This is a genomic window from Actinoplanes sp. NPDC026623, assembly GCF_040638275.1.
In the GTDB taxonomy this organism is placed as follows: Bacteria; Actinomycetota; Actinomycetes; order Mycobacteriales; family Micromonosporaceae; genus Actinoplanes.
Map to the genome: position 1 here is coordinate 32,731 of NZ_JBEZXZ010000007.1, position 11,978 is coordinate 44,708.

An 11,978-nucleotide genomic window follows, 5' to 3' on the forward strand; every position below is an offset into this window, starting at 1 on the left:
TCAGGCCAGCGCAGCACCGATTGTCCGCAGCCCGTCGACGTCGTGCACGTCGGCGGGCTGCGCCATCACCGCCACCGTCGGCACCTGCGGGAAGGCGTCGGTGAACTGCGCCGCCACCTTCAGCTCCCGCTCGACCAGGCGCAGCAGGGCCGCGTGGATCCGCAGCGCGTCCGCGGTGGTCTGCTGATCGCCGGCCGCGTCCAGCGCGACCGCCGCGGCCTCGGCCGCCTCCAGCGGAAGGCTCGTCAGCGTGGCGCCGTGGGTGCGGTTGAGCACCAGGCCCGCGAGCGGCATGCGCTCCGCGACCAGCCGCTCCGCGAAATGGGCCGCCTCGCCGACCGCGTCCCGCTCCGGGGCCGCGACCAGCAGGAACGCGGTCTGCGGGTCCTGCAGGATCCGGTACGTCTCGTCGGCGCGCTGCCGGAAGCCGCCGAACATCGAGTCCAGGGCCGAGACGAAGCCGGACAGGTCGGTCAGCAACTGGGCGCCCAGGATCCGCTGCACGGCCCGGGAGAAGACCCCGAACGAGGCCGTGACCAGGCTGAACATGCTGCGCCCGCCGCGGGCGGGCGCCATCAGCAGGCGCAGCATCCGGCCGTCCAGGAAGCGCGACAGCCGGGCCGGTGCGTCCAGGAAGTCCAGCGCCGAGCGGGACGGCGGGGTGTCGACCACGATCAGATCCCAGTCGTCGCCCGCGCGCAGCTGACCCAGCTTCTCCATCGCCATGTATTCCTGCGTGCCGGAGAAGGTCGAGCTCATGGCCTGGTAGAACGGGTTCGCGAAGATCTCCGCGGCGCGCTGAGGCGAGGTGTGCGCCTGCACGACCTCGTCGAACGTGCGCTTCATGTCGAGCATCATGGCGTGCAGCTCGCCGCCGGTCGCCTCGGTGTCGATGCCCTTGACCTGCCGCGGCGTGTTGTCGAGCTCGGTGAGGCCCATCGACTGCGCCAGCCGGCGCGCGGGGTCGATGGTCAGCACCACCGTGCGGCGGCCGTGCCGCTCGGCGGCCCGCAGGCCGAGCGCCGCGGCGGTGGTCGTCTTGCCCACGCCGCCGGCGCCGCAGCAGACCACGATCCTGGTTCCCGGGTCGGCCAACAGGGCGTCGACGTCCAGGCGAGGGGCTGTCCGGTCGGCAGGCACGTTTCCGAGCGTACTGACTCGTAGCCTGTGCGCGATGCAGAGCGGCGTGGGGTGTGGCGGGTCAGACAGCCATCAGGCGGGCGGCCAGCTCGTGCAGGCCGTCGCGGTCGACGCCGCCGGCGAGCAGCGGCAGCTCCACCATCGGGCGCCCCTGCTCGGCCAGCTCGGCGCGCATCGATTCCTCCAGCCCGCGGCGGGTCAGGTGCGCCCGCGCCTCGGCGTGCAGGCCGTTGACCGTCGCCGCGTCGGCGGGCAGGCCGGCCGCGGCCAGCCCGCGCTTGAGCTCGGTCTTGGTGACCCGGCCGGAGGTGAGCAGCGGCGGCCGGGCGCCGTTGACGATGATCCGGCCGACCGGGATGTGCAGCGCGGACAGCTCGGCGATCGCGTCGACGCTCTCCTGCACCGGCATCTCCTCGAGCAGCGTCACCACGTGCACGGACGTGATCGGCGAGCGCAGCAGCGAGGCGACGCCGTCGCTCTGCGTCTTGATCGGGCCCACCTTCGCCAGGCGGGCGGTCTCGGCGGTGACGTTGAGGAAGCGGCCGATCCGGCCGGTCGGCGGCGCGTCCAGCACGACCGCGTCGTACGCGCGCCGGCCGTCGGACGAGCGGGTGGTCGCCTCCTTCACCTTGCCGGTGAGCAGGACGTCGCGCAGGCCGGGTGCGATCGTGGTGGCGAAGTCGATCGCGCCGATCCGGCGCAGGGCCCGGCCGGCCGCGCCCAGCTTGTAGAACATGTCGAGGTACTCGAGCAGGGCCTCCTCGGGATCCACCGCCAGCGCGCGGACCTCGCCGTCGCCCCGGATCGGGGTGGCGATGCGGTGCTCCGCGTACGGCAGGGGGTCGGTGCCGAACAGCTGGGCGATGCCCTGCCGGCCCTCGACCTCGACCAGCAGCGTGCGGTGCCCGCCCGCGGCCAGCCCGAGCGCGAGCGCCGCGGCCACAGTGGTCTTGCCGGTACCGCCCTTGCCGGTGACGACGTGCAGCCGCGCCGGCCAATCGTTGCTAGCCACGTCACCGAGCGTACGGCCTGGGTTCAGCTACCGATGTCGCACACGAGCCAGTCGGTCTTGTGCACGACGGTGAAGGTGAGCTGCTGCTGCGCCGCCTTCTCGTCGTCCGTGGTCATCGTGAGCGGCACCACGACCGTGGCCCGGTCGTCGGTCTGCCTGGTGACCGCCGGCTCGGTCCAGCTGAAGGTGGGCGCGTCGTACTCGCTGGCGTACGCCTTGATCTGGCTGACCCGGTCGTCCAGCTTGTCCTGGTCGAGGGCCTCGCGGCAGACGACGTCCCCGGCCGCCGCCGCGTCCTGCTGGATGTAGACCGCGGTCATGAAGGTGTTGACGGCGGTGACCGGGTCGGGCTCGCCCTTGCCGCTGTCGCCGTCGCGCAGCAGCATGACGGCCGACACCGCCCCGCCGGCGAAGATCAGCAGGGTGACCACCAGGGCGAGCGAGACCCGCAGGCCGGTGCGCCGCTGCCGCTCGGCGCCGGTGAGCACCGGCATCGTGGTCTCGGTCGTGTGCGGGTCGAACGGCACCTGCCACGGCTGCGGCAGCATGCTCAGCGAGATCGCCTCGGTCGGCTCGTCGTGCTGCACGCCCGGCTGCACCTCGGCGGGCGGCGAGTGCTCCCAGGACAGGTGCTCCGGCGGCGGGATCCGCCACTCGCCGGGCCGCTCGTGCCGGGCGTGGAACGGCTCGGACGGCGGCGGCTGATGCCAGACGATGTCGCCCTCGACGACCTCGGTCGGCTGCTCGGAGGGCTCCGGGGCGGGCGGACCGGACTCGTCGGGGAAGGCACCGATCGGCGGCCATTCGGGCACGCCGGCGGCCGGCGGCCCATCGAGGAAGTCGTCGAGGTCCGGCGGCGGCGCGGCGGTGACCGAGGACATGCGCGTGGACTCGCCCTGCGGCGGTTGCGTCATCGTGCCCCCTCGGCCTGCGGAATCGGGCGGCGCCCCGTGCTCAGCGTAACGAAATCCGGACACTCGCGAGGCAGCTCCGGTGGCCTGGATAGGCTGTCGCCGAAGTCGACGGGCACGAGCCCCGAGCCGAGCGACAGGGAGCTGGACGAGCAATGCAGAAGTGGGAGTACGTGACCGTGCCGCTGCTGGTCCATGCGACCAAGCAGATCCTCGACAACTGGGGCGAGGACGGCTGGGAGCTGGTACAGGTCGTGCCGGGCCCGAATTCCGAGCAGCTGGTGGCGTACATGAAGCGGGCCAAGTCGTGACGGCGCCCACCCCGGTGAGCGGGGACGGCGGCGTGGACGCGTACGCGCGCCTGGCCGAGCTGGGCCTCACGCTGCCGGCGGTCGTGCCGCCGCTGGCCTCCTACGTGCCGGCCGTGCAGTCCGGCAACTACGTCTACGTCTCCGGCCAGTTGCCGATGGTCGACGGCAAGCTGCCGCAGGTCGGCAAGGTCGGCGCGGACGTCACCGCCGAGCAGGGCGCCGAGCTGGCCCGCTACTGCGCGCTGAACGCCCTCGCCGCGATCGACTCGCTGGTCGGCCTGGGCCGGATCGTCAAGATCGTCAAGGTGACCGGCTTCGTGGCGGCGGCGGAGGGCTTCACCGGCCTGCCCGCCGTGGTCAACGGCGCCTCCGAGCTCTTCGGCGCGGTGCTGGGCGAGCAGGGCCGGCACGCGCGCAGCGCCGTCGGCGTCGCCGAACTGCCGCTGGGCGCACCGGTCGAGGTCGAGGTCATCGCGGAGATTTCCTGAACCCGGACGGTAGGTGACCGCCGGTGACCGGATCGCACATCCGGTCCCCGGACGGTCAGCGCAGAGCGACGTAAGATTCCCAGCATGGGGGCCGCCGAGGTCGAGCAAATTCCGGGCTGGGTGACGCTGCTGCGCGCGCCGAATCCGGGTCCGATGACCCTGGACGGGACCAACACCTGGGTGTTGCGGGCGCCGGGCGAGGAATTCGCGGTGGTGATCGACCCCGGGCCGCTGGACGAGGGACATCTCGCCCGGATCGCCGAACACGGTCCGTTCCACTTCATTTTGGTCACCCACGGTCACCATGACCACGTCGAGGGCGCCGCCCGCCTCTCCGGGATCCTGGGCGGGGTCCCGGTGCTGGCCGCCGACCCGCGGCACGGCATCGGCGCGGGGCCGCCGCTGGGCAGCGGCGAACCGCTCGGCGCCGGCGGCCTCGACATCCGGGTGCTGGACACGCCGGGGCACACCGCCGACTCCGTCTGCTTCCTGGTGGAGTGCGCGGGCGAGCGGGTCGTCTTCACCGGCGACACCATCCTGGGCCGGGGCACGACCGTGGTGGCGTGGCCCGACGGCGACCTGGCCGCGTACCTGACCAGCCTCGGTGCGCTCACCGCGTACGAGGGGATCCCGATGCTGCCGGGGCACGGCCCGGCGCTGACCGACTGCGCGGCGGTCGCGCGGTCCTATCTCGACCACCGCCAGGAGCGGCTCGCCCAGGTGCGGGCCGCGATCGCGGCCGGGGCCGACTCTCCCGAGACGATTGTCGACGCGGTGTACCCGGACATCGCACCCGGTGTCCGTTTCGCGGCCGAGTGGTCGGCGCGCGCGCAACTCGAGTACCTGAGGCGGGAATCACAGCGACCCCCGGAACAGTTGGACCCGCTGTGACCTGTCCCGTGTGTGGAACCGTCGCCGTTCCCGGTGCCCGTTTCTGCCACAACTGCGGTGCCGCCCTGCCCGCCGCCGCCACTCTGCCCGCGGCGGAGCGGCGGATCGTCACCGTGCTCTTCGGTGACCTCTCCGACTTCACCTCCTGGTCCGAGGATCTGGACCCCGAACGGGTCGGCGCGGTGACCGACCGGGTGCTCGCCGCGCTCGCCGGCGCGGTCAAGACCTTCGGCGGCCACGTCGACAAGCTCACCGGCGACGGCATCATGGCCGTCTTCGGGGCGCCCGTCGCGCACGAGGACGACGCCGAGCGCGCCGTGCGGGCCGCGCTGAGCATGCAGCGCGCCGTGCGGCGGGTGCTCGACGACGAGCGCGGCGGCGGCGCGCCGCTGGGCCTGCGGGTCGGGCTCAACACCGGCGAGGTCGTCGCGGGCATCCAGGCCTCGATCGAATACACGGTCATCGGCGACACGGTGAACACGGCCGCCCGGCTGGCCGACGCCGCCGCCGTCGGCGCGGTCTACGCGGGCTCGCGCACCTCGGCGGGCACCCGGCACGTCGCCTCCTGGCGGCAGTTGCGGGCGCTGCGGCTCAAGGGCAAGCGCGAGCCGGTGCCGGCGTACGAACTGCTCGGCCTGCACGACGCGCCCGGCACCCGGTCCGGCCTCGGCGACGAGGCGCCGTTCGTGGGCCGCGAGACCGAACTGGGCCGGGTGTCCGGCCGGCTCGCCGAGGTCGTCGACTCCGGCACGCCCCGGGTGATGGTGATGACCGCCGAGGCCGGCATCGGCAAGACCCGGTTCGCCGGCGAGGTCAAGCGATTCGCGGCCGGCTACGACGTCGGCGCGGGCCGGTTCGCCGGGCACACCGGCGCCCGGGTGCTGCGCGCCCGCTGCCGCGCGTTCGGCGAACGGCGCCGCTTCGCGCCGCTGGCCGACCTGGTCCGCAAGTCCGTCGGCCTGCCCAAGGACGTGGCGTCGACGATCACCCGCCCGGTCGTCGAGGAGCGGCTGCGCAAGCTCGTCACCCGGCTCGGCCGCGACGGCGGCGCGCCCGACGTCGACATCGACCGGCTGCTCGCGCTGCTCGGCTACGGCGAGACGCCGGTCAACCCGGTCGGCCCGGCCGCCGTCGCGGAATACCAGCCGACCGGCGGCGCGCGGCCGGAGACGGAGACCATCCCGATCGCGGTCGCGGGGCTGCTCACCGCGCTGGCCCGGGAGGCGCCGCTGGTCGTCATCGTCGACGACCTGCACGACGCGACCGCCGAGACGATCGACGCGCTGGGCGCGGTGCTCTCCCGCCTGGACGGACCGGTGGTCCTGCTGCTGCTCGGCCGCCCCGAGCTGGTGCGCACCGCGGGCGCGCTGACCCGGCTCGCCGACGCCGAGGTGCACACGCTGCCGCCGCTGCGCGGCGCGGACGCGTCCCGGCTGCTCACCTCCTATCTGAACGGCGGCAAGCTGCCGCAGCCCGACGCGGACCGGCTGCTCGCGACCGCGCAGGGCAACGCGTTCTACCTGGCCGAGCTGGTGACGCTGCTGATGGAGCGCGGCGCGCTGATGCCGGCCGTCGGCGCCAACGCGGCCGGCCGGTGGCAGCTCGCGGCCGGCTCGATGGGCAGCCAGCTGCTCTCCCGCGACCTCGCCGCGGTGCTGGCGGCCCGCATAGACGCGCTGCCGACCGAGCCCCGCTCGGTGCTGCGTGACGCGGCCGTCGTCGGGGACACCGTGCCGACCGGCGTCATCGAGGCGCTGCGGGAGCGGCGCGCGCCCAGCGACGCCCGGCCGGGCGCGGTCGCGGCCGTCGAGCTCGAGCGCGCGGTCGACGAGCTGCTGCAGCGCCGCATGCTGCACCGGGTCCGCGGCGGCTACGCGTTCAGCACCCCGCTCATGCGCGAGGCCGCGTACGCGGGGCTGGGCAAGGCCGACCTCGCCGACCGGCACGCGTACCTGGCCCGCTGGGCGGCGCCCGAGACCGTGACGGCGCTGGGCTATGACGGCGCCGGGCGGCTCAGCCTCGGCGAGAACGAGCGGGACGCGTTCGTCGCCACCCACGCCGAGTGCGCGGTCGAGCTCGCCGACGCCGTACGGCTGCGCCCCGACGCCGCGGCCCGCGACGTGATCCCGCTGGGCGTCGCCGCCCTCGGCCGGATGGCCCGGCGGGCGCTTGCCAACATCGAGCCGGCCGCCTCCATCCAGTACGCGGAGCGCGCCGCCGTCCTCGCCAAGGACGACCTGCCGCTCTCCGATCAGCTCGTGCACGCCCGCGCGCTGCTGCGGCTGGGCCGGGCGTCGGACGCGCTCGCCTACGGCGAGAAGATCGCCGGGAACGCGGACGACGAGCCGGTGTGCCGGGCCGAGGCCCTGCTGGTCGTCGGCCGCGCCCAGGAGGCGCTCGGCGACTCCGGGCGGGCGGTCGCGGCCTGGCAGCAGGCGCTGGACGTGGCCACCGAGGCCGAGCTGGCGCCGGAGCGCGCCAACGCGATGCGCCGGCTCGGCATGGCCGACTTCCTGGCCGGCAAGCTGAGCCAGGCGAGCAGCCGGTTCGCCGCGGCCTACCAGGTGACGCTCGCGGCGGGGGACCGGCACGGGCAGGCCTGGGCGCTGCAGAACCTGGCCTGGGTGACCACGACCCGGGGCGACTTCGCCGGCACCGACGCCGTCCTTGGCCGGGCCGCCCGGCTCTTCGCCGAGCTCGGCGACCCGGTGGGGCGGTCCTGGCTGCGCGGCACCACCGCCTTCGCGCGGCTGCTGGCCGGCCGGCTGCACGAGTCGCGGCGGCTGGCCCGGATCTTCCTGCCCTTCGGTGACCGGGTCGGCGAGGGCTGGGCGGTGGGCACGCTGCGGGCCGTCGAGGCGTACGCGGCGGCCGAGCTGGGCGACCTGGGCGAGGCGGACGGCGAGGCGCGCCGGGCGTACCGGGACTTCGCCGCGGTCTCCGACGACTGGGGCCGCGGGCTCGCGCTGGTCGTGCGCGGCGCGATCGCCCGGGGCCTGAACGAGCCCGAGCACGCCGAGGACCTGCTCACCGACGCGCTCGAGTTCGCCGCCCGCACCGGTCACCCGCTGCTGCTGGGCATGGCCGGCACGCTGCGCGGCTTCGTGGCGCTGCACCGCGGCGACATCGAGGCGGCCGAGGCCGACGCGCGCCGGGTGATGATCGCGGTCGAGCCGCACAATCCGCTGGCACCGGCGCAGGTCGGGCCGCGGGTGCTGCTCGCCGAGGCGCGGCTGCGCGGTGGCGACGCCGCCACCGCGGTCGGGCTGCTCGCACCCATCGCGACGGACACCGGCGGCTCGCTGCTCTTCTCGCGGCGGCAGTCGCTCGTGTCGTACGCGTCCGCCCTGCTTGCCGACGGCCGGGTCGACGACGCGGCGACCTGGATCCGGCGCGCCCGGGAGGTTCCGGCCGAGGATGTGCGCAGCGGCGTGGTCGCGGCGATGGTCCTCGCCCGGGTGAATGCGGCGGCCGGCGCGATGGCCGAGGCCCGGGACGCCGCGGAGGAGGCCGTGCTGCTCGCCTACTCGACCGAACAGGCCAGTGAACGGGTTTCCGCGGAGGAGCTTAGGGATGCTTTGGCCCATTCCACGGTGGAGCCGCCTGAATCTGTCGCGTACGCGTCTGACGTGCCCGGATGAACTCGACCACCGGTCGCGTATTTTCTAAGCCGTGACCCACACCCCGCCTGGCCGTCTGCCCGCGCCGTACGTGCCAGGCATGTCTGGTTTGTCGGTAATGGCCCGCGGTGGATACGCGACCGTCTACCGTGCCACCCAGGATTCGGTGGGCCGTGACGTCGCCATCAAGGTGGAGAACCGGACCCTCGACAACGCGCGGGACCAGGCGCGCTTCCTGCGCGAGGCGAAGGCGGCCGGGCGGATGTCGTCGCACCCGCACGTCGTCGACCTCTTCGACGTCGGCGTGACCGTCGACCAGCACCCGTACCTGATCATGGAGCTCTGCGACGGGTCTTACCTCGACCGGATGCGGATCTCCCCGCTCGGCGCCGCCGAGGCCCGCGACCTCGGCGCCAAGATCGCCGACGCGCTGGTGCACTCGCACGCCAACGGGGTGCTGCACCGCGACGTCAAGCCGGCGAACATCCTGTACTCGCACTTCAACCCGGCGGTGCTCGCCGACTTCGGCCTGGCCGTGCTCGGCGAGATGCGCGACTCCTCGGTCACCCTCGAGGTGCTCACCCCCGCGTACGCGCCGCCCGAGATGTTCTCGCACGCCGAACCGTCCGGCGCGGTCGACGTCTACGCGCTCTGCGCCACCCTCTACGCGGTCATGCGCGGCCGGCCGCCGCGCTGGGAGTCCGACCGCAGCCCCAGCCTGATCACGCTGATGGACCTCTTCAACCAGCCGATCCCGGAGCTGCCGGGCGTGCCGCGCGCGCTCATCGAGATCCTCCGGTACGGGATGGCGAACGACCCCCGCGCCCGCCCGACGGCGGAACAGCTCCGCGAGCTGCTCACCGGGCTGAACCTCGGTGCGCCGGGCCAGCAGCCGGCGCCGACGGTCTACCGCGCGTCGACGTTCCAGCCGCCGACACCCCGGCAGACCCACCCGGACCCGCGGCCGCGCCCGCCGGTCTCGCCCACCCGCGACGTGCACGGCGGGGACGAGACGCCGACCGTGCACACCGACCCGCGCAAGCGCGGCAAGCGGAGGTGGCTGTTCGGCGGCTTCGGGGTGTTCCTGCTGCTGGCGGCCTCGATCGGCGGCGCCCTGCTGGCCTCGTCGCAGGGTCCGATGATGCGCTCGATGGCCGGCCGGCTCACCGGGGCCGCCGCCTCCACCGTGCCGGTCGCGCTGTCCCGGCTGCCGGGCTGCACCTCCGGCCGGGCGCACTGCCCCGACGAGGTCGAGTGCTACACCCGGCACACCGAGAGCGGCCTGGTCGCGCGCCGGGTCGCCTGCTCGCGGGAGCACAGCTGGGAGGTCTTCGCGGTCGGCAAGCTGCCGTCCGGAGTGGAGCCCGGCGACCGGGTCGCGGTCACCGCCGACCCGACCGTGCGCAGGGTGTGCAGCCGGGTGACGTTCCGCCGGACCACCACCCGCACCGACAGCGCCGAATGGGCACTGTCGGTGCTGCCGCCGACCACCGCGGACCGGATGTTCCGGTGCCTGGCGGGCCAGGGCGTCAACCGGCTCCGCGGGCCCGTGCTGGCCCGCGGCTGATCACTCAGGGTCGAGGACGGCCAGCAGCTCGCCCGTGTCGACCTCCGCGCCCGGGCGCACCGGCAGCGAGGCGACCACCCCGGCCGACGGGGCGTGCACCGGGTGCTCCAGCTTCATGGCCTCCAGCGTGAGCAGCAGCTCGCCGGCGCGTACCCGCTGACCCGGCACCACCAGCACCCGGCGCACGGCGCCGGGGAGCGGGGCGATCAGCGAGCCCTCGGTGGCCTCCGGGGAGGGCAGCGGGAAGCGGGACAGCTCGCGCAGCGTCACCGACCCCTCCGGGCTGTCCACGTAGGAGATCTCGCCGACCCGGTGCACCTTGAGGCTCAGCCGGATCCCGTTGACGTCGAGGTCGACCCGGCCCCCGTCGGCGTGCACGACGGTCGTCGGCGGATGGTCGTCGAGCGTCGGCGCCTGGCCGAGGCCGGCGAGGTCCAGCTCCTCCGGGTCGACCGAGCGGACCCACCAGCCGGCGAGCTCGCCGTGCCGGTTCATCCGGTAGCCGACCTCGACCGGGCCGGCCGGGCCGTCGTAGACGGCGGTCTGCGAGCCGGACGGCACGTTGCGCCAGCCGGAGGGCAGCGACGCGAGGACGGGTGCGATCGCGCGCCGGGCGGCGGCACCGGCGAGGGCCGCGGCCAGGCACGAGATGCGTACCGCGTCCACCGAGGACAGCAGCGGGGCGAACACCTCGGGGTGGCGGTCCAGGAAGCCGGTGTCCACGTCGCCGGCGCGGAACGCCTGGTGCCGCAGCACGCGTACCAGCAGGTCGCGGTTGGCGACGACGCCGTGCAACTGGGTCCGGGTCAGCGCCGACGCGAGCATCCGCGCCGCCTCCTGCCGGGTCGGCGCCCAGGCCACGAGCTTGGCCAGCATCGAGTCGCCCTGCGGGCCGACGACCGAGCCGTCCATCACCCCGGCGTCCAGGCGCAGCCCCGGTTGCGGCAGCGGCCGGAACGAACCCGCCACATCGGGTACGCCGAAGCGGTGCAGGGTGCCGGACGCGGGCAGCCACGCGTACGCGGGGTCCTCGGCGCAGATCCGCACCTCGATGGCGTGCCCTCGGATCGCCGGCGGCCCCGGCATCGGCAGGTGGCCGCCCTCGGAGACGAGCAGTTGCAGGCGGACCAGGTCGTAGCCGGACACGCACTCGGTGACGGCGTGCTCCACCTGCAGGCTCGGCGTCAGCTCGAGGAACCAGAAGTCGCCCTCGTCGTCGAGCAGGAACTCGACGGCGCCGGCGCCCACGTACCCGATGGCCCGGACCGCGAGGATGGCGGCGCGGCACAGCTCCTCGCGCAGCGCGGGGTCGACCGCGGGCGACGGCGTCTCTTCGATGATCTTCTGATAGCGGCGCTGCACCGAGCACTCGCGCTCGCCGAACGGCACCACCGCGCCGTGCGTGTCCGCGATGATCGGCACCTCGATGTGCCGGACGTTCTCCACGTACGGCTCGCAGAAGATCTCGCCGCCGATCTCCTGCCGGGTCGCGGCCACCGCCTCGGCCAGGGTCTGCGGGTCGCGCACGACCCGCATGCCCTGCCCGCCCCGGCCGCGGTCCGGCTTGATGAGCACCGGGAACTCGGTGATCGCGTCCGGGTCGGTCGCCGTCGACAGCACCGGCACGCCGGCCTCCGCGACCACGGCCTTGGTCTCGATCTTGCTGCCCAGCACGGCGAGCGTCTTCGCCGGCGGGCCGACCCAGATCATCCCGGCGTCCGCGACCGCCGCGGCGAACTCCGGATCCTCGGCGAGCGCGCCGTCGCCGGGGTGGATGGCGTTCGCCCCGGCCCGCCGGGCGGCGGCCAGGATCAGGTCGCCGCGCAGATACGTCGAGGCCGCGGTGCCACCGGAGAGGTGAACGGCGTAGTCCGCCTCCGTGACGTGCGGGGCATCGGAGTCGGCATCGGAGTAGACGGCGACCGTCTCGATGCCGACCAGGCGGCAGGTGGCGAAGACCCGGCGGGCGATTTCGCCGCGGTTGGCCACCAGAAGACGTCGGATCACTGGTCTACCTTTCAGGACTTCAGGGACTACT

Annotated in this window: 9 protein-coding genes; 5 read left to right on the forward strand and 4 right to left on the reverse strand. The window is 74.3% G+C overall.

Annotated elements, in window-relative coordinates; genetic code table 11:
- The 3 genes from AB0F10_RS03640 to AB0F10_RS03650 form a co-directional block, all read right to left on the reverse strand.
- Positions 1 to 1,140 carry an ArsA family ATPase gene (locus tag AB0F10_RS03640; protein ID WP_360620240.1) on the reverse strand — a complete coding sequence of 380 codons (1,140 nt, stop codon included), beginning with the start codon at positions 1,138 to 1,140 and terminating at the stop codon, positions 1 to 3.
- Positions 1,141 to 1,201: 61 nt separating this feature from the next.
- Entirely contained in the window at positions 1,202 to 2,152 is a 951-nt protein-coding gene (locus tag AB0F10_RS03645) for an ArsA-related P-loop ATPase (protein WP_360620241.1), read from the reverse strand.
- Between the two features lie 23 nt (positions 2,153 to 2,175).
- A complete protein-coding gene (locus tag AB0F10_RS03650; protein WP_360620242.1) occupies positions 2,176 to 3,066 on the reverse strand; it encodes a hypothetical protein in 891 nt (296 codons plus the stop codon).
- Positions 3,067 to 3,218: 152 nt separating this feature from the next.
- Here AB0F10_RS03650 and AB0F10_RS03655 point away from each other — a divergent pair, with 152 nt between their 5' ends.
- From AB0F10_RS03655 to AB0F10_RS03675, 5 genes are all read left to right on the forward strand, one after another.
- A complete protein-coding gene (locus tag AB0F10_RS03655; protein WP_125811916.1) occupies positions 3,219 to 3,374 on the forward strand; it encodes a DUF4177 domain-containing protein in 156 nt (51 codons plus the stop codon).
- Positions 3,371 to 3,862 carry a RidA family protein gene (locus AB0F10_RS03660; protein WP_360620243.1) on the forward strand — a complete coding sequence of 164 codons (492 nt, stop codon included), beginning with the start codon at positions 3,371 to 3,373 and terminating at the stop codon, positions 3,860 to 3,862. The genes AB0F10_RS03655 and AB0F10_RS03660 overlap by 4 nt, the downstream gene beginning before the upstream one ends.
- Before the next feature lie 84 nt (positions 3,863 to 3,946).
- The gene (locus tag AB0F10_RS03665) at positions 3,947 to 4,753 is read left to right on the forward strand and encodes an MBL fold metallo-hydrolase (protein ID WP_360620244.1); all 807 of its coding nucleotides are present in this window, start codon (positions 3,947 to 3,949) and stop codon (positions 4,751 to 4,753) included.
- Entirely contained in the window at positions 4,750 to 8,394 is a 3,645-nt protein-coding gene (locus AB0F10_RS03670) for an adenylate/guanylate cyclase domain-containing protein (protein ID WP_360620245.1), read from the forward strand. Before AB0F10_RS03665 ends, AB0F10_RS03670 begins: the two co-directional genes overlap by 4 nt.
- Positions 8,395 to 8,473: 79 nt before the next feature.
- The gene (locus AB0F10_RS03675; protein ID WP_360620246.1) at positions 8,474 to 9,940 is read left to right on the forward strand and encodes a serine/threonine-protein kinase; all 1,467 of its coding nucleotides are present in this window, start codon (positions 8,474 to 8,476) and stop codon (positions 9,938 to 9,940) included.
- Here the strand turns inward: AB0F10_RS03675 and AB0F10_RS03680 are convergent, their stop codons facing one another.
- Complete coding sequence (locus AB0F10_RS03680) at positions 9,941 to 11,947, reverse strand: biotin carboxylase N-terminal domain-containing protein (RefSeq protein WP_360620247.1); 2,007 nt, start codon at positions 11,945 to 11,947, stop codon at positions 9,941 to 9,943.
- Positions 11,948 to 11,978: the final 31 nt, after the last annotated feature.